The organism is Dactylosporangium salmoneum, assembly GCF_039532525.1.
Lineage (GTDB): Bacteria > Actinomycetota > Actinomycetes > Mycobacteriales > Micromonosporaceae > Dactylosporangium > Dactylosporangium salmoneum.
Window position 1 is genome coordinate 41600 of the sequence record NZ_BAAARV010000059.1, and the last position, 18284, is coordinate 59883.

At 74.5% G+C, this 18284-nt stretch carries 18 protein-coding genes; 9 read left to right on the forward strand and 9 right to left on the reverse strand.

Going from position 1 to position 18284, the window contains the following annotated elements; translation table 11 throughout:
* Positions 1–51: 51 nt before the first annotated feature.
* Complete coding sequence (locus ABD352_RS31270) at positions 52–1416, forward strand: MFS transporter (RefSeq protein WP_344616100.1); 1365 nt, start codon at positions 52–54, stop codon at positions 1414–1416.
* Here ABD352_RS31270 and ABD352_RS31275 read toward each other — a convergent pair.
* The 3 genes from ABD352_RS31275 to asnB are packed head-to-tail and all read right to left on the reverse strand — an operon-like array spanning position 1314 to position 5527.
* Complete coding sequence (locus ABD352_RS31275) at positions 1314–3422, reverse strand: Hsp70 family protein (RefSeq protein WP_344616101.1); 2109 nt, start codon at positions 3420–3422, stop codon at positions 1314–1316. The two genes, ABD352_RS31270 and ABD352_RS31275, sit on opposite strands and share 103 nt — an antisense overlap.
* A 46-nt stretch (positions 3423–3468) precedes the next feature.
* Positions 3469–3639, reverse strand: a complete 171-nt coding sequence (locus ABD352_RS31280) for a hypothetical protein (protein WP_344616102.1) — start codon at positions 3637–3639, stop codon at positions 3469–3471.
* A complete protein-coding gene (gene asnB, locus ABD352_RS31285) occupies positions 3605–5527 on the reverse strand; it encodes an asparagine synthase (glutamine-hydrolyzing) (protein WP_344616103.1) in 1923 nt (640 codons plus the stop codon). Before asnB ends, ABD352_RS31280 begins: the two co-directional genes overlap by 35 nt.
* A gap of 113 nt (positions 5528–5640) precedes the next feature.
* Here asnB and ABD352_RS31290 point away from each other — a divergent pair, with 113 nt between their 5' ends.
* Positions 5641–6357, forward strand: coding sequence for a response regulator transcription factor (locus ABD352_RS31290; protein ID WP_425553705.1), 717 nt, complete (start codon positions 5641–5643; stop codon positions 6355–6357).
* Complete coding sequence (locus ABD352_RS31295; RefSeq protein ID WP_344616105.1) at positions 6354–7988, forward strand: sensor histidine kinase; 1635 nt, start codon at positions 6354–6356, stop codon at positions 7986–7988. The genes ABD352_RS31290 and ABD352_RS31295 overlap by 4 nt, the downstream gene beginning before the upstream one ends.
* On the opposite strand, the gene ABD352_RS31300 is transcribed toward ABD352_RS31295, so the two are convergent.
* The 3 genes from ABD352_RS31300 to ABD352_RS31310 form a co-directional block, all read right to left on the reverse strand.
* Positions 7983–8279 (reverse strand): hypothetical protein, encoded by a 297-nt coding sequence (locus ABD352_RS31300; RefSeq protein WP_344616106.1) that lies wholly within the window; start codon positions 8277–8279, stop codon positions 7983–7985. The two genes, ABD352_RS31295 and ABD352_RS31300, sit on opposite strands and share 6 nt — an antisense overlap.
* Positions 8280–8356: 77 nt before the next feature.
* Complete coding sequence (locus tag ABD352_RS31305) at positions 8357–10240, reverse strand: potassium transporter Kup (protein WP_344616107.1); 1884 nt, start codon at positions 10238–10240, stop codon at positions 8357–8359.
* Between the two features lie 427 nt (positions 10241–10667).
* A complete protein-coding gene (locus ABD352_RS31310; protein WP_344616108.1) occupies positions 10668–10973 on the reverse strand; it encodes an STAS domain-containing protein in 306 nt (101 codons plus the stop codon).
* A 122-nt stretch (positions 10974–11095) separates the two neighbouring features.
* Here ABD352_RS31310 and ABD352_RS31315 point away from each other — a divergent pair, with 122 nt between their 5' ends.
* The 3 genes from ABD352_RS31315 to ABD352_RS31325 all read left to right on the forward strand — a co-directional run bounded on the left by ABD352_RS31315 (position 11096) and on the right by ABD352_RS31325 (position 13904).
* Positions 11096–11767, forward strand: a complete 672-nt coding sequence (locus ABD352_RS31315) for a response regulator transcription factor (RefSeq protein WP_344616109.1) — start codon at positions 11096–11098, stop codon at positions 11765–11767.
* Positions 11764–13113 carry a HAMP domain-containing sensor histidine kinase gene (locus tag ABD352_RS31320; RefSeq protein WP_344616110.1) on the forward strand — a complete coding sequence of 450 codons (1350 nt, stop codon included), beginning with the start codon at positions 11764–11766 and terminating at the stop codon, positions 13111–13113. Before ABD352_RS31315 ends, ABD352_RS31320 begins: the two co-directional genes overlap by 4 nt.
* 209 nt (positions 13114–13322) lie before the next feature.
* Positions 13323–13904, forward strand: coding sequence for a GerMN domain-containing protein (locus ABD352_RS31325; RefSeq protein ID WP_344616111.1), 582 nt, complete (start codon positions 13323–13325; stop codon positions 13902–13904).
* Positions 13905–13907: 3 nt separating this feature from the next.
* Here the strand turns inward: ABD352_RS31325 and ABD352_RS31330 are convergent, their stop codons facing one another.
* Positions 13908–14339: a response regulator gene (locus ABD352_RS31330; protein ID WP_344616112.1), complete on the reverse strand. Its 432-nt coding sequence runs from the start codon at positions 14337–14339 to the stop codon at positions 13908–13910.
* A gap of 105 nt (positions 14340–14444) precedes the next feature.
* On the opposite strand from ABD352_RS31330, the gene ABD352_RS31335 reads away from it, so the two are divergent.
* Positions 14445–14969 (forward strand): MarR family winged helix-turn-helix transcriptional regulator, encoded by a 525-nt coding sequence (locus tag ABD352_RS31335; protein ID WP_344616113.1) that lies wholly within the window; start codon positions 14445–14447, stop codon positions 14967–14969.
* A 35-nt stretch (positions 14970–15004) separates the two neighbouring features.
* Here ABD352_RS31335 and ABD352_RS31340 read toward each other — a convergent pair whose 3' ends face one another.
* The gene (locus ABD352_RS31340) at positions 15005–16252 is read right to left on the reverse strand and encodes a benzoate/H(+) symporter BenE family transporter (protein WP_344616114.1); all 1248 of its coding nucleotides are present in this window, start codon (positions 16250–16252) and stop codon (positions 15005–15007) included.
* Positions 16253–16300: 48 nt separating this feature from the next.
* Between ABD352_RS31340 and ABD352_RS31345 the strand changes: the two genes are divergently transcribed.
* Complete coding sequence (locus ABD352_RS31345) at positions 16301–16852, forward strand: helix-turn-helix domain-containing protein (RefSeq protein ID WP_344616115.1); 552 nt, start codon at positions 16301–16303, stop codon at positions 16850–16852.
* On the opposite strand, the gene ABD352_RS31350 is transcribed toward ABD352_RS31345, so the two are convergent.
* A complete protein-coding gene (locus ABD352_RS31350) occupies positions 16849–17334 on the reverse strand; it encodes an NUDIX hydrolase (RefSeq protein WP_425553707.1) in 486 nt (161 codons plus the stop codon). The genes ABD352_RS31345 and ABD352_RS31350 overlap by 4 nt on opposite strands.
* Positions 17335–17354: 20 nt before the next feature.
* On the opposite strand from ABD352_RS31350, the gene ABD352_RS31355 reads away from it, so the two are divergent.
* Positions 17355–18131 carry a hypothetical protein gene (locus tag ABD352_RS31355; RefSeq protein WP_344616117.1) on the forward strand — a complete coding sequence of 259 codons (777 nt, stop codon included), beginning with the start codon at positions 17355–17357 and terminating at the stop codon, positions 18129–18131.
* Positions 18132–18284 lie beyond the last annotated feature (153 nt).

Consider the following 18284-nt stretch of genomic DNA (forward strand, 5'->3'; position numbering starts at 1 on the left):
CGATTGTCGCACGCTTGACGCCGCGACCGAAACTGAACCAGACTCTAGTTCATGTTTGGCGGTCGGAACTTCAACCTGCTGTGGCTCGCCGCGGTCACCTCGGCGCTGGGCAACGGCGTGCGCTGGATCGCGCTGCCACTGCTGGCCGCCGGCCAGAGCCGCGACCCGTGGACCATCTCGCTCGTCACGGCGGCCGAGCAGGTCCCGTGGCTGCTGTTCGGCCTCGCCGCCGGGGCCCTGGCCGACCGGCACGACCGGCGCGCGCTCGTGCGCCGCAGCGACCTGGCCCGGGCCGCGGCCGTGGCGGCGTTCGCGGTCGCGGTGGCCGCGGGGGCCACCCCGATCGCGCTCATCGCCGCCCTCGGCTTCGTGCTGACCTGCGGCGAGACGGTGACGAGCGCCGCCACGGCCGCCCTGCTCCCCGCGGTGGTACCGCCGCCGCGCCGGGCCACCGCCAACGGCCACCTGATGGCGGGCGTGCAGCTCACCGACGCCCTGATCGGCCCGTCGGCCGGCGCCGCGCTCTTCGGGCTCGCCGCCTTCGCCCCGTTCGCGATCGACGCCGTCACGTTCGTCGCCTCCGCGCTGTGCATCACCCTGCTGCGCGTCCCGGCCGACCCCGCCGGGGTGCCCGAGGCGCAGGCGAGCGCCCTGCTGCGCGTCCCGGCCGACCCCGCCGGGGTGCCTGAGGCGCAGGCGAGCGCCCTGCTGCGCGTCCCGGCCGACCCCGCCGCCCCCGCCGGGGTGCCCGAGGCGCGGGCGAGCGTCCTGGACGGGCTGCGACACCTCGGGTCCAGCCGGGCGCTGCTGGCCCTCTGCCTGCTGCAGGCGGCGACGACCCTGGCGTACACCGGCATCCTCGCGGTGCTGGTGCTCTTCGCCGGGCAGGTGCTGGGGCTGGGGCCGACCGGGTTCGGGCTGCTGGTGGGTGCGTTCGCGGTCGGCGGCGTGGCCGGCGGGCTCGGGGCGGGCGCGCTCGCGCGGTGGCTCGGCGCGCGCCGGGGGATGGTGATCGCGTACGCGGCCGGTGCGCTCGGCGTGGCCGCCTTCGGGCTGGCGAGCGGGCCCGTGTCCGGGGGCCTGCTGGCCGCGGCGCTCGGCCTCGCCTCCACGTCCGGCAACGCGGTCGCGGCGGCGATCCGCCAGGAGCTGGTGCCGGACGCGTACCTCGGCCGGGTCACCAGCGCGTTCCGGCTGGTCGGCCTGGGCGCCGCGCCACTGGGCGCGCTCGCGGCCGGCGCGCTCGCCCACGCGTACGGGCTGCGCGCCCCCTTCCTCGCGGGGGGCGCACTGAGCGCGGCCGGGCTGCTGCTCTACGCCTTCATGACGGTGAAGTCGTCGAGGTACACGTTGGTGTCCTTGGCGGCGAAGCCGAGCGTGCCGGAGGAGGGCAGGGCGCCCTTGTCGTCGGAGTAGTCCACGAACAGCCGGTTGTCCACCGCGATCTGGTAGTGACCGCCCTTGGCCACCACCCAGACGTCGTACCAGCGGTTCGTCGCGAACTGGCGCGGCGCGCTCTTCGCGGCGGTGCCCCCGTCGGCGCTGCCCCGCCCGCTGAGCGCGCCGGGACCGACGGCGACCTGCTTGTCGGCCGCGGAGAGCGCCGCGCGGACGTACCTGCCGTCGCCGATGTGCAGCATGACCTCGCCGGTGCCCTCCTTGTCGAGCTTCATCCGGAAGTGCACGGCCACGTCGGACGGCACGTCGCGCACCAGCTTGATGGTCGACCAGCCGGTGACGTCCGGGCCGCCGAACAGGCTCTCCCCGTCCGAGCTCCAGTTGCCGGCGACCCGGTTCCAGGTCGTGGCGTCGAGGCGGCTGTCGAAGGTGTCCTTGAACAGCTCGCCGTTGCCGGTGTACGACCACGGCTTGCCGTTCGCCCCGTCCTCGCCGTCGCCGCCGAGCAGCCGCACGGCGGCGAAGATCCCGCCGCCGACCAGCAGCACCAGCACCACCGCCGCGGCCGCGACAATGACGCCCATCCGCCGCTTCGGCCTGCCCGCGGGAGGCGGCACGAAGGCCGGCACGGGCGCGGGCGTCTGCATGGTCGTGGTCGGCGGCGCGAAGGGCGGCATGCCCGTGGCCGGGGGCGTCTGCATGGTCGTGGTCGGCGGCGCGAAGGGCGGCATGCCCGTGGCCGGGGGCGTCTGCATGGTCGCGGTCGGCGGCGCGAAGGGCGGCATGCCCGTGGCCGGGGGCGCGAACGGCGGTGTGGAGACGGGCGGCGCGACGGGCGGTGTGGGGACGGGCGGCGCGACGGGCGGCGTGGGGACGGACGGCGCGACGGGCGGTATGGAGACCGGCGGCGCGGACACCACGGACACCGGGGGCGCCGGTTGCGCGACGGCGCCGGGTATGGGCGCCGCGTACCCGCCGCCCTGGGCCACCACCAGCTCGGGCTGGTCGGACACGATCGGCTGGACGCCCAGCGCCCGCTGCAGCACGGCCGCGGCAAGGGGCAGCCGGGCCCCGCCGCCCACCAGGTACACCGCGGCCGGCCCGCCCGGGGCCACCCCCGCGCCCTGGAGCAGGCCCTGGACCATCCGCGCGCCCGCCTCGAGCGCCGGCCCGGCCAGCCGGTCGAACTCCTCCCGGGTCACCTGCACCTGCGCGCCGGCCAGCGGCACCTGCAGGACGGCGGCGGGCTGCGCCGACAGCTGCTCCTTGGCCGCCCGCGCCCCCGCCCACAGCTGCTGCCCCGCCCCCAGGTCGGCCGGCTGCTGCGGCCGCTGCAGCCGCTCCCAGACCTCCGGCGCGGGGACGAGCGCGCCGGCGTGCCCCACCACCGCGCCGTCGAGGGCGAGTCCGCCGGCCGCGGGCAGGCCGGCGGTGGCCACGACGACCAGGCCGGTCGGCTGGGCCTGCAGCACGGTGGCGTCGAACGAGCCGGCGCCGATGTCGCACACGACCAGCCATTGGCCGGCCGGCACCGGGCGGCCGGTGACGGCCGCGAGCTGGGCGGCCGCGGCGACCGGCTCGGGCACGAGCGCGACCGCGCCGAGGCCGGCCCGCCGGGCCGCGTCGGTGAGCACGGCCAGGCGCTGCGGGCCCCAGTCCGCCGGGTGGGTCAGCACGACCTGCGGCGGCCTGACGGCGGCGACCCGCGCGGCCTCCCCGGCCACCCGGGCCAGCAGGGCCGCGAGCAGGTCGGCCGCGGCGAAGGCGCGCCCGCCCAGCCACACCGTGCCCTCGTCGATGCGCCGCTTCGGGTGCCGCTCCAGGCCGCCCGGGTCGCCCGCCGCCGCCCACTCCGCCTCCAGGCCGGTCAGCAGGCGCCCGTCCGGGCCGGCGTACACCGCGGAGGGCAGCAGCGGGGACTGGCCGAACAGCACCGGAACGAGCCGCCCGGCGGGGTCGCGCAGCGCGGCGACCGTGTGCTGCGTGCCGAGGTCGATGCCGAGCGCGTATCCGGAAGCGTTCACGCCTGCACCTTAGAGCAGATCGCCCGGTGGCGATGTGCGGTGGTGATCACCACCAGCCCTGGCGCTTGGCCCAGCCGAGCAGCGCGGCGGACATGACGGCCATGATCACCAGTACCGCGACGAGGTGCGGGATCTGGGTGTGGTCGCTGACGATGAGGTTCGGGTGACCCCGCCGGGCAGGATCAACCGCACGTCCATGCGGCGAGCATGCCAGCACCGGGGGCGCCCCGCCAGGCCGGCGATGGTGAACAGTCGCGGGCGGTCCCCTGCTGGCCGTACCACAGGCAGAACATCAGCACCGTCCACACCTTGCGCGAATGGTCGGCCGACCCGCGGCGGTGCGCGGCGAGCAGGCGCTGCACGTGGCCGACGTCGATGAGATGGCCGACGGCGGCGGAGGCCAGCACGTCGCCGGCCCACTCGCCGACGACACCGCGCAGCCAGACCCGGGTCGGGGTGGGGAAGCCGAGCTTGCGCCGGTTGACCACGGCGTCGGGGACGAGGCCGCGCACCGCCTCGCGCAGGGCGTGCTTGGTGGCCCGCGGGCTGAGCTTGAGCTCCGGCGGCAGGGCGGCCGCGGCCGCGTAGACGGCGCGGTCGAGGAACGGCACCCGCAGCTCCAGGGAGTGGGCCATGGACATCCGGTCGGCCTTGGTGAGGATGTCTCCCGGCAGCCAGGTGTGGATGTCGATGTACTGCATCGTGCTCACGTCGTCGAGGCCCTCCGCCGCGCGGAACAGCGGCGCGGTGACGTCGGTGTGCGGCACCGCCGGGCCGCGCAGCAGCCGGGCCTTCTCCTCGGGCCCGAAGATGCGGGCGTTGCCGTAGTAGCGCTCGTCCATCGGCGTCGTGGCCCGCTGCAGGAAGCTCTTGCCGCGCACCCCCTCCGGCAGCACCTCCGCGACCGCGCGCAGGCCCCGGCGCAGCGGGTCGGGCAGGCCGGCCACCCGGGCCAGGGCGGCGGGCTCGCGGTAGATCTCGTAGCCGGCGAAGAGCTCGTCGGCGCCCTCGCCGGACAGCACCACGGTCACGTCGCGGGCGGCGGTGCGGCACAGGAAGTACAGCGGCACGACCGCCGGGTCGGCGACCGGGTCGTCGAGGTGCCACACGATGCGCGGCAGCGCCTCGATGACGTCCTCGTCGCGCACGACGGTGGCCTTCAGCTCGACGCCCAGCGCCTCGGCGGTCTCGGCGGCGTGCTCGATCTCGCTGTACCGCGGGTCGTCGAACCCCGCCGTGTAGGCCCGGATGCCGGGGTGCCGCTCCTTGGCCAGCGCGAGGACGGCGGTGGAGTCCACGCCGCTGGACAGGAAGGCCCCGAGCGGCACCTCGGACTGCAGGTGGGCGTGGACGCTGTCGCGCAGGGCGTCCCGGATCGCGGCGATCGCCTCGGCGGCGGGGCGGCGCACGGGGCGCAGGGCGGGGTCGAAGTACCGCCGGATGACCGGCTCCTGCCCGGGGCCGGCGGTCAGCGCGTGCCCCGCCGGCAGCCGGTGGATGGCGGGGTGCAGGGTCGCGGGCTCCGGGACGTACTGCAGCGTCAGGTAATGCGACAGGGCGGCCGAGCCGATCCGGGCCGCGCCGCCGGCGAAGGGCAGCAGCGCCTTCTTCTCGCTGGCCAGGTACAGGCCCTCGGGGGTGCGCAGGTGGTACAGCGGCTTGATCCCGAACGGGTCGCGGATCGCGTGCAGGGTGCCCTCGGCGGCGTCCCACAGCACCGCGGCGAACATGCCGCGCAGCCGCCGCACCGCCGACGGCCCCCAGTGGTGGAACGCCGCCGCCAGGACCTCCGCCTCCCCCTCGGTGGCGAAGACCGCGCCGTGCTCGCGGGCCAGGTCGGCGCGCAGCTGCCGGTAGTTGTACAGCTCGCCGTTGAACGCGACCGTCCACCGCCCCTGCTGCGGCCCGTCCACCGGATAGTGGCCCGGCTGGCGGCTGTGCGCCCGGTCGACGATCGCGAGGCGGGTGAAGCCGAACACGACGCCGCCGTCGGCGACCATCGACGTCTCGTCGGGCCCGCGGTGGCGCAGCCGCTCCAGCGCCGCGGCGAGGGCCGTGCGGTCGGCGGTACCGTCGGCGCTGAGGAAGACCAGGAGTCCACACATGCCGGTCAGGGTGCGAACCCGGCGGTTGGGAACTCGTGAAGAAGTCGTTGCCGCATCGATACCCGAAGCGGATTTCGCAGGATCCTCACATTTGCCGGGTCACAATGAGCGGGATGAGCGCACGCATCCTGGTCGCGGACGACGACCCGAAGCAGGCCGAGCTGATCCGGCTGTACCTCGAACGCGACGGGCACAGCGTGCTCACCGTGCACAACGGCCGGGCGGCGCTGGAGCAGTGCCGCTCGCGCAAGCCCGATCTGCTCGTCCTCGACGTCATGATGCCGCAGGTGGACGGCCTGGACGTGTGCCGGATCGTGCGGGCCGAGTCCAGCGTGGCGATCCTGCTGGTCACCGCCCGCTCCACCGAGGAGGACCTGCTGCTCGGCCTGGACCTCGGCGCCGACGACTACATGACCAAGCCGGTCAGCCCACGCGAGCTGGCCGCCCGGGTCCGGGCCCTGCTGCGCCGCTCCGGCATCGGCAGCCCCGGCCACCAGCGGGTCCTCGCCGTCGGCGACCTCGTGGTGGACGCCGGGCGGTTCGAGGTCCGGGCGGCCGGGGAGGCCGTCGTGCTCACCGCCAAGGAGTTCGGCATCCTTGAGCTGCTGGCCGGCGAGCCCGGCCGGGTGTTCACCCGCGGCGAGATCATCAACCGGGTGTTCGGCTTCGAGCGCGACGTCTCCGAGCGCACCGTCGACGCCCACGTGGTCAACCTGCGCCGCAAGCTCGAGGCTGACCCGGTGCAGCCGCGCTACGTGCAGACCGTCTACGGCCGCGGCTACCGTCTGGCCGAGGCGCCACCGCTCGGCGCGCCGGACGACGCGGCATGAGCTTCCGGCTGCGGATCTTCTGCCTGATCCTGGTGGTGGCCGTGGCCGCGATCGGGGCGACCGCCTGGCTGAGCTTCCGCCTGACCGCCCGGCAGATCTCCGCGTCGCAGGCGGAGGCGACCCGGCACGTGGCCGACATCGCCGAAACCGTGCGCTCCTACGCCCGCCGGCACGGCACCTGGGCCGGGGTCGCCGAGCGGGTGCGGACCCTCGCCGCCGCCAACCACCAGCGCATCCGCCTGGTCAACCTCTACGGCGAGGTGACCGTCGACAGCGACAACCTCGCCCACCGGGCCGCCCGCCCGGTGGTGAACCCGCCGACCCTCATCGACCCGCGCGCCACGCTCGTGCTGACCCCGGCCGCCGCCAACCCGAAGTCCGAGTTCCTCCTCATCGAGGAGCTCGAACGGTACCGCCGGTCCGCCGTCTACGCCCGCTGCGCCACCGACCACGGCTACACCGTGCCGGCGGTCGAGCCGGACCAGTACGGCGTGCCGCTGCCCCGGCCCGGCGCCGAGCCGGTCGTCGCCGAGTGCACCGAGCAGGCCACCCGCGAGCAGGGCATCGCCCACGACGGCGACGTGCAGGCGCTCTCCGCCTGCCGCTCCACCCAGCCACGGGACCGCTGCCTCGTGCAGGCCTTCGCCGACCGGGTGGCCGGCTTCGCCCCGGAGCCGCTGCAGCTGTTCCTCGGCGCCGTCGACGATGACGCGGTACAACTCGTCGCCCGCCCCTCGCTGCTGTCGATCGGCGGCGTGCTCGTGCTGGCGCTGCTCGGCACCGCCGTCGTGGCCCGGCACGTGAGCCGCCCGCTGCGCCGCCTGACCGCCGCGTCGCGGCGCCTCGCCGACGGCCACCTCGACACCCGCGTCCCCAACGGCGGCCGCGACGAGGTCGGGCAGCTCTCGGCGTCGTTCAACCGGATGGCCCAGGCCCTGGAGGAGGCCGAGCAGGCGCAGCGCCGCCTGGTCGCCTCGGTCGCCCACGAGCTGCGCACGCCGCTGTCCAATTTGCTGGGGTACCTCGAGGCCCTCCAGGACGGCGTGGTGCCCCCGTCCCGCGAGCTGTTCGGGTCGCTGCACGACGAGGTGCTGCTCCAGCGGCGGATCCTCGACGACCTGCAGGACCTCACCCTCGCGGAGTCGGGGCACCTGGCGTACCGCCGCACCGGCTTCGACCTCGCCGAGCTCGTCGAGACCAGCCGGGTGGCCCACCTCGCCGTCGCCGAGGCGGCCGGCGTGGCGCTCTCCGCCGAGGCCGTCGGCCCGCTGCCGGTGCACGGCGACCAGGACCGCCTGCGCCAGGTGCTGGGCAACCTGGCCACCAACGCGCTGCGGTACACCGACCCCGGCGGGCACGTGGTGCTGCGCGCCTTCCCGGCCGACGGGCACGCGGTGGTGGAGGTCCGCGACACCGGCTGCGGCATCGCCGAGGAGGACCTGCCCTTCGTCTTCCAGCGCTTCTGGCGGGCCGACCCGGCCCGCGACCGCGAAACGGGCGGTAGCGGGCTGGGCCTGACCATCGCGCGCCAGATCGTCCTGGACCACGCCGGCACCATCGAGGTCAGCAGCACCCCGGGCGTCGGCTCCACCTTCCGCGTGACGTTCCCGCTGGTGGAGGCGGGCTCATGACGGCAGCACCGGGTGGCGGGTCCAGTGCAGGCCGTCCGGCGAGGTGTACACGGCCGTCCGGTCGGACACGACGTACGCGCCGGGCGCGTCGGCGCGGACCGGCTGGCGCATGTCGTCGGTGTGCTCGAGCCCGGTCACCGGGGCCGGCTTGGTGTACGCGCCGGTGGTGCCGGCATACCACTCGGCCGGATCGTTGACCACCGACTGCACGACGTGGGTGCCGTCGGCGGCCAGGAACGAGTCCTCGCCGTGCTGGACCCACGCTGAACTGCTGCCGGTCCCCGAACCCATCGCTCGGCATGAACACCTCCTCGCCGGATAGGTGCACACCGGCCCGGCCCCCGGGTTTACCGGGCCGCGGAACGCGGTCAGATCTCGATGTGTGAGCCCATGATGACCGTGCGCTCGCGGGGCAGGCCGAAGTGCTCGGCGGCGTCGGCGGTGATGTAGGAGGTGGCGATGAAGAGGCGCTTGCGCCATGCCGCCATCGTCGGCTGGTCGCCGCGGCGCAGCTCGATCTTCGACAGGAAGTACGAGGCCTGCTCCAGGTGTGTGCTGCCCTCCGTGGTGGCGGGGTCCAGCAGGCGCAGCGCGGCCGGCAGGTCCGGGGTGTCCATGTAGCCGAAGCGGACCGTGACGTGGACGATGCCGTCGTCGGCGTAGCCCAGGTCGTCCACCTCGATGCGCTCGCCGGGCGGGATGCGGGGGACCGGCTGGGTCTCCAGGGACATGATGAGCACGTGCTCGTGGCGCACGTGGTTGTGCTCCACGTTGGCCCGCATGGCCAGCGGCGCGGTCTGCTTGCCGCGGTTGAGGAACACCGCGGTGCCGGGGACGGTGATGGTGAGCGACGGGTCCTCGCGCAGCTGGTCGATGAACTCGCGCAGCGACCCCTCGCGGCGGTTGCGCTCGGCGGTGACGATGGCCCGGCCGTGCTGCCAGGTGGTCATGATGGTGAACGCGGTCAGGGCGATGAGCAGCGGCAGCCAGGCGCCGTGCACGAGCTTGGTCAGGTTGGCCGCGACGAAGAGCAGGTCGACGGTGAGCAGCACGGCCGCGCCGGCGGCCAGGAGCCAGGTGGGGGTCTGCCACTTGCGGTGGGCGATGTAGAAGAACATCAGGGTGGTGATGGTGATCGTGCCGGTGACGGCCATGCCGAAGGCGAAGGCGAGCGCCGCCGAGCTGCGGAAGGCGAAGACCAGGGTGAGGACCGAGACCATCAGCAGCCAGTTGATCCACGGTACGTAGATCTGGCCGATCTGCGACTCCGACGTGTGCGCGACCCGCAGCCGCGGCAGGTAGCCCAGCTGTGCCGCCTGGGACGCCACCGAGTACGCGCCGGTGATCACCGCCTGCGAGGCGATCACGGTCGCGGCGGTGGCCAGCAGGACCAGCGGCAGGCGGGCCCACTCGGGCACGAGCAGGAAGAACGGGCCGGCGACGTTGGACGGGTCGGCGAGGACGAGCGCGCCTTGGCCGAAGTAGCTCAGCACGCAGGCCGGGAAGACCAGCCAGAGCCAGGCGCGGGTGATGGACCTCCGGCCGAAGTGGCCCATGTCGGCGTACAGGGCCTCGGCCCCGGTCACGGAGAGCACGATGGCGGCGAGGGAGAAGAAGGCGATGCCGAAGTGGCCGGCGAGGAAGCCGATCGCGTACGTCGGGGAGAGCGCCTTCAGGATCGCCGGATGCTTCGCGATGCCGGCCACGCCGCACACCCCGATCGTGACGAACCACAGGATCATGACCGGCCCGAAGATCCTGCCGACCGTCGCCGTGCCCCTCCGCTGGACGAGGAACAGGGCCACGATGATGACCGCGGTGATCGGCACCACCAGCTCCCCCAGCGACGGCTCGACCAGTTTCAGGCCCTCGACCGCGGACAGCACCGAGATGGCCGGGGTGATCATGCTGTCGCCGAAGAACAGCGCGGCGCCGAAGATGCCGAGCCCGGCGAGGAACACGGCCATCCGCCCCTTGCTGTCCCCGCCCCAGCGGCGCAGCAGGGTGATGAGGGCCAGGATGCCGCCCTCGCCGTCGTTGTCCACCCGCATCGCGAGGAGCACGTACGTGACGGTGACGATGATCGTGACGGACCAGAAGACGAGGGAGACCACGCCGTACACGTTGGCGGAGCTCACCGGCACCGGGTGGGGGTCGTGCGGGTTGAAGACCGTCTGCAGCGTGTAGATCGGGCTCGTGCCGATGTCGCCGAAGACCACGCCGAGGGCCCCGACGGCCAGGCCAAGGCTCACAGACTCCTGCCGTCCGGTCACGGCGTACCCCCCGCTGTGGATGTCGTCCCCGGCGGAGGGTACCCGGCCCGGGCGTACGCACCCGGGCCGTTGACGATTTCGGCGGGCTCAGCCGGCCACGAATGCGCGGACCTGGGCCAGCACGACGCCGTAGGAGTTGTACTCGTACGCGAACCGCCAGGGTGAGCACCCGCCGCAGCGGTTCATGAGCGGGCAGGACACGGCGGCGTACCGGCTGGCTGCGCGAACAGCAGCTCGTCGCGCGCCCGGGCGCCGGGGACGTCCGCGCGGAGCCGGAGGGCGCGCCGCCACCTCGGGGAACCGGTCGTGCCGCCGCGCAGCGGAGGCGGGGCAACTTTGTGCACGGTCCATGCATCAACCATGCCGCGACTGTTACGCGCGAGTAACGCGGAACGGAAGTGCCGGGTCAGCTCACGTGCAGGACGTGGTCGACGCGGGCCAGCTGGAGGGTGCGCGTGATGCGGGGGCCCGGGGAGCGCAGCGTCAGGCGGCCGCCCGTCGACCAGATCCGGCGGTGCACGTCCAGCAGCATGCCGATCCCGGCGGCGTCGATGAACGGGCAGCCGGCCAGGTCGATCACCAGGTGCGTGGGCTGCAGGTCGGCGGCCTCGTGCAGGATGGCGCCGAAGTGCGCCACCGAGGTGGCGTCGAGCTCCTCCGTGATCACGACCTCGATGGCCGGGGTCGCCGGGTCGGCCGGGGCGCTCTGCATGTTCCTAAGCGTTCGGTCTGCATGTGGCGAACATCCCCCGGAACTGTGACGGTTGTATGACTTCGGCCCTGGTGGGGAGGCCTGCTGGTGGACCGGCGCGGGCGGACGGCATGATTCGTCCTATGGCAGGCGTGCTGGTGATCGAGGACGACGACCGGATCCGGCTTTCGCTGGCGCTGGCGCTGGAGGACGAGGGGTACACCGTCCGCGGCGCGGCGAGCGCGGAGGAGGGCCTGGTGGCACAGCGGGAGGAGCCCGCCGACACCGTGCTGGTCGACCTCATGCTGCCGGGGGTGGACGGGTTCGAGTGCATCCGGCAGCTGCGCCGGGGCGACGACGTGCCCATCGTGGTGATCAGCGCGCGCGACGACACCCACGACATCGTGGCCGCGCTCGAGGCCGGGGCGGACGACTACCTGGTCAAGCCGGTGGCGGTGAAGGAGCTGTCGGCCCGGCTGCGGGCGCTGCGCCGGCGCGGGCGCACCGTGCAGGCGCTCACCAGCATGGTCTTCGGCGACCTGGAGATCCTCCCGGAGGCGGGGGAGGTGCGCATCGCGGGCGCGCCGGTGCCGGTCACCCGCACCGAGTTCCGGCTGCTGTGCGAGCTCGGGGAGCACCCCGGGCAGGTGTTCAGCCGCCAGCAGCTGCTGCAGCGGGTGTGGGAGTACGAGATCGGCGACGAGCGGCTGGTCGACGTCCACGTCGGGCGGCTGCGGCAGAAGATCGAGAAGGACTCCAAGCAGCCGCGGTACCTCGTGACCGTGCGCGGCATGGGGTACAAGCTGCAGCGATGACGCGGTGGAGGGCGGGTCTGCGCACCCGGGTGGTGGCCGGGTTCGCGGCTGGGGCGTTGACGCTCTCGGCGTCGATGGCGCTCGTGTCGTACCAGATCACCAGCAACTCGCTGCTCAACGGGCGGGAGCGCGCCGCGGTGCGGTCGGCCACGTTCGACGCGCGGGTGGTGGCGGCCGGCCTCGGGGCCGGGCACCCCGACATCGCCGGGATGCTGCGCTCCCTCGACACCGGCGGCAACCGCCGCGTGCTCGTGTACCACCTGGGCAACTGGTACGCGCGCAACGCCGACAGCGGCGCCGCCGACGCGGTACCGCAGAGCCTGCAGCGCCTCGTGAGCGGCAGCGGCCAGGGCATCCAGCGGGTCAGGGTGGACGGGGTGCCGACCGTCGTGGTGGGCATCCTGCTGACCCCGTCGTCGGCGCTCTACGAGATCGACTACCTGCGCGAGCTCGACCAGACGCTGCGCACCCTCGGCTGGGTGCTGGGCCTGGTCGCGGCGGCGTGCGCGGCGGCCGGGGCGGGCCTGGGCTGGTACGCCACCCGCTACGTCCTGCGCCCCCTGCGCTCGGTCGCCGACGCCGCCCAGGGCATCACTGCCGGGGACCTGAGCGCCCGGCTCGACCCGGCCACCGACCCCGACCTCGCCCGGCTGTCGACGTCGTTCAACGAGATGGTCGACCAGCTGTCCCGCCGCATCGAGCGGGACCGCCGCTTCGCCGCCGACGTGAGCCACGAGCTGCGCTCGCCGCTGCAGACGCTGGCCGCCTCGGCCAGCGTGCTCGACCGGCGCCGGGACCAGCTCGACGACCGGACCGCGACCGCGGCCGGCCTGGTGGTGGAGGAGCTGGCCCGGTTCCAGTCGCTCGTCGACGATCTGCTCGAGCTCTCCCGCGGCGACCTGCCGGCCCAGCTCGCCCCGGTCGACGTGGCCGAGCTGGCCCGCCGCGCCGTGCAGCGCAGCGGCCTGGCGCCGGACATCGTGCGCGGCGAGTCCGGGGAGTGGAGCGTCGACCGCCGCCGCATCGAGCAGGTGCTGGTCAACCTCCTCGACAACGCGGTCACCCACGGCGGCGGGCCGGTCGAGGTCCGGGTGCGCGCCGACGGCGCCGACGGCGTGATCGAGGTCGACGACGAGGGCCCCGGCGTCAACCCGGCCGACCGCGAGGTCATCTTCGACCGGTTCGTCCGCGGCCGCTCCTCCGGCGCCCGCGGCAACGACGCCGGCACCGGCCTGGGCCTGTCCCTCGTCGCGCAGCACGTGGCCGCGCACGGAGGCCGGGTGCTGGTGCTGGACCGGCCCGGCGGCGGCGCCCGATTCCGCATCGAGCTGCCGGGGGTACGGTGAAGCCCCGAGCGGCTGGGGATGCGGTGAAGCCCCGGGCCGCTGGGGGCGCGGTGAAGCCTGGAGTCGCTGGGGGCATGGTGAAGTCTCGGGCCGCCGGGGGCATGGTGAAGTCTCGGGCCGCCGGGGGCATGGTGAAGTCTCGGGCCGCCGGGGGCATGGTGAAGTCAGGAGCTGCCAGGGGCGCCGCGAAGCCTCGAGCCGCTGGGCGCATGGTGAAGCCCCGAGCCGCCGGGGGCGCGGTACGAACCTCCGCCGCCCTGCTCCTGTGCCTGACGATGGCCGGCTGCGGGGTGCCCACCGAGAGCACGCCCCGGCCCATCGAGCCGTCGGTCACCATCGGCTCCTACGAGGGCCCGATGGGCGCCCCGCCGAGCTCCCCCGGCGCCGCGGTGGAGCGGCTGTTCCTGGTCCGCGACGACGAGCTCGTCGCCGTTGACCGCCGGGTCGAGTCGGTCCCGCCGCCCGATCAGCAGCTGCAGGACCTCGTCGCCGGCCCGACCGCGGTCGAGCGGGACAACGGCCTGGACAGCGCGCTGATCGGCACCGCCTTCATCACCGGGGTGGAGGTGCGCGACGGCACCGCGGTGGTCGGGCTGGCCGGCGACAACGCGATCCGCAACGACGAGATCGTGGCCTTCGGCCAGATCGTGTGCACCCTGGCCGCCCGGGCCGACGTGGTGTCGGTCCGCTTCGTGCGCGACGGCCGCCCGATGGAGGTGCCCCGCGGCGACGGCGCCCTGACCTCCGACCCGCTCACCGAGGCCGACTACGCGGGCCTGGTCCACCGCTGAGCGTTACTCGGCAGCCTTGTCCACCACCAGGCCGAACTGGTCGACGCTGCGGATGAGCCCGGACAGCTGGGCGAAGTCGACGGGCTTGCGGAAGTAGAACTCCGACGGCACGCCGAAGTCGCGCAGCATCTGCTCCTCCAGCGGCGAGCCGGTCAGCACCACCACCGTCAGGTCGGCCAGGCGCGGGTTGCCCAGCACCCGGTCGAGCACCACCCGGCCGTCCACCCCGGGCAGGTTCAGGTCGAGCAGCAGGATGTCCGGGGTCGGGGCGCCCGCGTACGCCCCGCGGCCCTCCAGGTAGTCGATCGCGTGGAGCCCGTTGCCGAGCACCGTCACCGGATTGCGCAGCCGGTGCTCACGGAACTCGTCCAGGGTGTACGCCACGTCGCCCGGGTCGTCCTCGACCAGCAGGATGTGCGCGACTCTGCCGCCCATCTGCTCCCCATATATTGCAAGTGTGCAATGGTTAGGCCCACACGATAGTCGACCGCACCCGGGTCAACCACTCGAGCGGCGATCTGGTCTGCAACGATTTGCCGTGTGACAAATGATCGGGTGGTCGAGACGCTGCTCGCCGTCAGCCGGGGGATGGTCGCGCTGGCGTCGCGTAACCTGGCCGCGCTCGACACGGACGTGACGCTCACGCAGTACCGCACCCTGGTGCTCCTGGCCGGCGGCGGCCCCCAGCGCAGCGCGATCGTCGCCAAGGAGCTGGGCGTGGCCCCGTCGACCCTGACCCGCATGTGCGACCGGCTGGCCCGCAAGTCGCTGGTGGAGCGTTTCCACCGCCATCCCGACCGCCGCTCGATCTGGCTGGCCCTGACCCCCGCCGGCCGCGACCTGGTCGGCACGGTGATGCGGGCCCGCCGCCGGGAGCTGCAGGAGCTCGTCACCGCGGCCGGCCTGACCGCCGAGCCGGCCACCCTGACCCTGCTGGACGCCTTCGTACAGGCCTGCGGCGAGCTGCCCGACGACCAGTGGTGGCGCAACTGGGAGACCTGCGCCGACCCGGTCGACGACGCCGAGCCGATGCGCCCGGTCCGCAACGGCGGCTCGTTCCGTTAGGCGGTCGCGGACCGCCGCCTGGTCCCCGGCGCAGCTCATCGACCAGCAGGTAGCGTGGCACTTTCACGCGAACCACTGACGGGGTTCTCCGGCTCCGGCTGCTCGGTGGTGGCGACGGGGGCCGGCCGGCGGCGGTGCAGGAGCAGGGCGGTCAGGCCGCCGGCGACCAGTCCCCAGAAGGCGGAGCCGATCCCCAGGATCGTGGTGCCCGAGGCCGTCACCACGAACGTCACGACGGCGGCCTCCCGTCCCTCCGCCTCGGTGACCGCATTGGCCAGCGAGGAGCCCAGCGCCGGCAGCAGCGCCAGCCCGGCCACCGCCACCACCAGAATCGGCGGCGAGAGCAGTACCAGTGCCATGGCCAGCGAGGCCCCCAGCCCGAGGGTCAGCTGCCCCGCCCCCAGCGCCACGGTGGCGATCCACCGCTTCCGCGGGTCCGGGTGCGTGTCCGGCCCCGCGGTCATCGCGGCGGTGATCGCCGCCAGGTTGACCGCATGGGCGCCAAACGGCGCCGCGACCGCGCTGGCCAGCCCCGTGGTCACGAGCAGGGGCCGCAGGGGTGGCTCGTAGCCGTACGTGGCCATGACCGCCATGCCGGGGACGTTTTGCGCTGCCATGGTGACCAGGAACAGCGGCACCGCGATGCTCACCAGCACCGACGGGTTCAGCGTGGGCACCGTCAGCAGGGCGCTGGGGCGCAGGGTGGCGCCGGACAGGCCGCCGCCCGGGCCGTGCACCGCGATGGCGACCACCGCGGCGGCCAGGGCGCCCGGGACGGCCCACTGGCGGGCGAAGCGGAACAGCAGGGCCCAGACCAGGATGACCGGGGTGGCCAGCAGCGGGAGCTCGACCATGGCCCGCACCGGGGCGGTGCACAGGCTCAGGATCACCCCGGCGAGCATGGCGCCGGCGATCGGGCGGGGGATGGCGGCGATGGCCCGGGCCAGCCACGGGACCAGGCCGGCGAGGACCATCAGGGCGGCGGCGATCAGGAACGCGCCGACGGCCGCCGGGAAGCCGCCCTGGACCGGGCCGGTGGCGACGAGCAGGGCGGCGCCGGGGGTGCTCCAGGCGATCGAGATCGGCATGCGGTACCGCAGCCCGAGCCCGATCGCCGTGGCCGCGATGGCCAGGCAGAGGGCGAGCAGGCCCGACGCTGCCTGGGCCGGGCTGGCGCCGACGGCGCGCAGGCCGGCCAACACGACGGTGAAGGAGCTTGCGTAGCCGACGACCGCGCTGACGAGGCCGGCCAGGATCGGTGGGAGCAGCCCGTGGTGGCGCATGTGTGCCCTTCGACGATCGTTCCGTAAACGGAACGCCACAATAATCCCGTGGAGCCTGACGGGACAAGCCGCGCCGATCCGGCCGTGGGCGAGCGGCTGCGCGCGCTGCGGGAGGCGCGCGGCGTGTCGCTGTCGGCCCTGGCGCGCGCGGCCGGCATCGGCAAGGCCACGCTGTCCGGGCTGGAGCACGGGACCCGCAACCCCACGCTGGAGACGCTCTACGCGGTGGCGGGGGCACTCGGGGTACCGCTGACGGCTCTTGTCCTTGCTCCCGGGGATCCGCCGGGGGCCGCCGCGGACGTGCGCGGGGCCGCGGTCACGGCGACGCTGCTCGAGGTCTTCGAGGAGGCGGGCGCGACGTTCGAGCTGTTCTGGATGCGGGTGCGGCCGGGCGTCGTCCAGCACTCACCGCCGCACGCGCCCGGGGTGACCGAGCACGTCACCGTGCATCAGGGCGTGCTGCGGGCCGGGCCCGGGCCGGTGCCGCTCGTCGCGCGGGCGGGGGAGCACATCAGCTTCGAGGCCGATGTGCCGCACGTGTACGGCACCGTCGGACCCGACGAAGTGGTGGCGAACCTGCTGATCCGCTCGCCGCGTTAGCTCAGCCGGGCCCAGGCGCTGGACGGGCCGGCCAGGGCGGCGATGACCTTCGCCAGCTCGGGCGGCTCGAGGCGGTCGGGCAGCGCCGGCAGGTCCTCCGGCCCGACCCAGGCGTGGTCGTGCAGGTTCTCCTGCTCGTCCGGCAGCAGCCCGGTGCGCACCAGCGCGGGCCGGTCCTCGGCGAAGCGGGCGAGGAAGAACTGCTCGACGCCGATGTACCGGGCGCCGTTCCACCGCTGGTCGCGCGCCACGTCGACGGCGCCCGTGCGCACCGCCGCCGGATCGAGCCCGGTCTCCTCGACGAGCTCGCGCCGCGCCGCGTCGAGGGGCGTCTCGCCGGGGTCGATGCCGCCGCCGGGCGGCTCCCACAGCCACGAGCCGTCGGCCGGGTCCCGCCAGTGCAGCAGCAGCACGCGCTGCGCGGCGTCGAGACAGACGACCCGCGCGGCCGGTCGGATCCTGGTCTCCACGGTACCGACCATAGCGGCTAACCTGACCACAAGTGACACTCGTGTTGAAGCTGTTGCTCGCGCCGCTGCTCGTCGCCGGTTCGTCCCTCGCCGGCCGGCGCTGGGGCGCCCAGGTCTCCGGGATCCTCGTCGCCCTGCCCATCGTCGCCGGCCCGATCCTGCTCATCGCCTGCCTCGAGCACGGCCCGGCGTTCGGTGCCCGGGCCGCCGCCTCCGCCCTGCTCGGCCTGGTCTCCCTCGCGCTCTTCGTCGTCGTCTTCGGGCGGGTGGCCGGGCGGCTGCGCTGGCCCGCCGCCCTGGTCGTGGCGTGGGCCGCGTGCCTGGCCGCCGACGCGCTGCTGGCCCGCGTCACCGTGCCCGTCGCGCCGGCCGCCCTCCTCGTGCTGCTGGCCGTCTGGCTCGCGGCCCGCGCCCTGCCCCGCGTCTCGCCGGCACCGGCTCGCGCCGCGCGCCCGCCGTGGTGGGACCTCCCGGCCCGGGCCGTGGCCACCGCCGCGCTGGTGCTGACCGTGACCGGCGCCGCGGCCGCGATCGGCCCGGCCGCGACCGGCGTGCTCGCCCCGTTCCCGATCGCCACGAGCGTGGTCGCCGCGTTCGCCCTCGCCCGCGACGGGGCCGGCGGGGCGGTGCGGATGCTGCGGGGCGTGCTGGGCGGCCTCGTGGGGTTCGCGGTCTTCTGCCTCCTGGTGGCGGTGCTGGTGGAGCCGCTCGGCGTCGGCGCGGCGTTCGGGCTGGCGCTCGCGGTCTCGCTGGCGGTGCAGGCCGGGACGCTGCTGGTCGCGCGCTACCGGCGTCCGGTCACCGTCTGAGCGCCTGCTCGATATCGACGTTCCGTGCCAGGTGCGGGGATCTGGCCGCGGCTCGCCGCGTTGTTACCCGTTCGGGACGGGCTCAACTCGGCCGGTTCGAGCCACGGTCCGCCGTGGGCCAGGCACCTCGGCCGGGGCGGCCGGTTCGAGCCA

Bases quoted from the DNA above. Each gene is read 5' to 3' on its own strand.
- ABD352_RS31325 (WP_344616111.1), top strand. From the start codon at position 13,323: ATGGTGAAGCCCCGAGCCGCCGGGGGCGCGGTACGAACCTCCGCCGCC.
- ABD352_RS31320 (WP_344616110.1), top strand. From the start codon at position 11,764: ATGACGCGGTGGAGGGCGGGTCTGCGCACCCGGGTGGTGGCCGGGTTC.
- ABD352_RS31340 (WP_344616114.1), bottom strand. From the start codon at position 16,252: ATGCGCCACCACGGGCTGCTCCCACCGATCCTGGCCGGCCTCGTCAGC.
- ABD352_RS31295 (WP_344616105.1), top strand. From the start codon at position 6,354: ATGAGCTTCCGGCTGCGGATCTTCTGCCTGATCCTGGTGGTGGCCGTG.
- ABD352_RS31310 (WP_344616108.1), bottom strand. From the start codon at position 10,973: ATGCAGAGCGCCCCGGCCGACCCGGCGACCCCGGCCATCGAGGTCGTG.
- ABD352_RS31270 (WP_344616100.1), top strand. From the start codon at position 52: ATGTTTGGCGGTCGGAACTTCAACCTGCTGTGGCTCGCCGCGGTCACC.
- ABD352_RS31300 (WP_344616106.1), bottom strand. From the start codon at position 8,279: ATGGGTTCGGGGACCGGCAGCAGTTCAGCGTGGGTCCAGCACGGCGAG.
- ABD352_RS31330 (WP_344616112.1), bottom strand. From the start codon at position 14,339: ATGGGCGGCAGAGTCGCGCACATCCTGCTGGTCGAGGACGACCCGGGC.
- ABD352_RS31290 (WP_425553705.1), top strand. From the start codon at position 5,641: ATGAGCGCACGCATCCTGGTCGCGGACGACGACCCGAAGCAGGCCGAG.
- ABD352_RS31350 (WP_425553707.1), bottom strand. From the start codon at position 17,334: ATGGTCGGTACCGTGGAGACCAGGATCCGACCGGCCGCGCGGGTCGTC.
- ABD352_RS31315 (WP_344616109.1), top strand. From the start codon at position 11,096: ATGGCAGGCGTGCTGGTGATCGAGGACGACGACCGGATCCGGCTTTCG.
- asnB (WP_344616103.1), bottom strand. From the start codon at position 5,527: ATGTGTGGACTCCTGGTCTTCCTCAGCGCCGACGGTACCGCCGACCGC.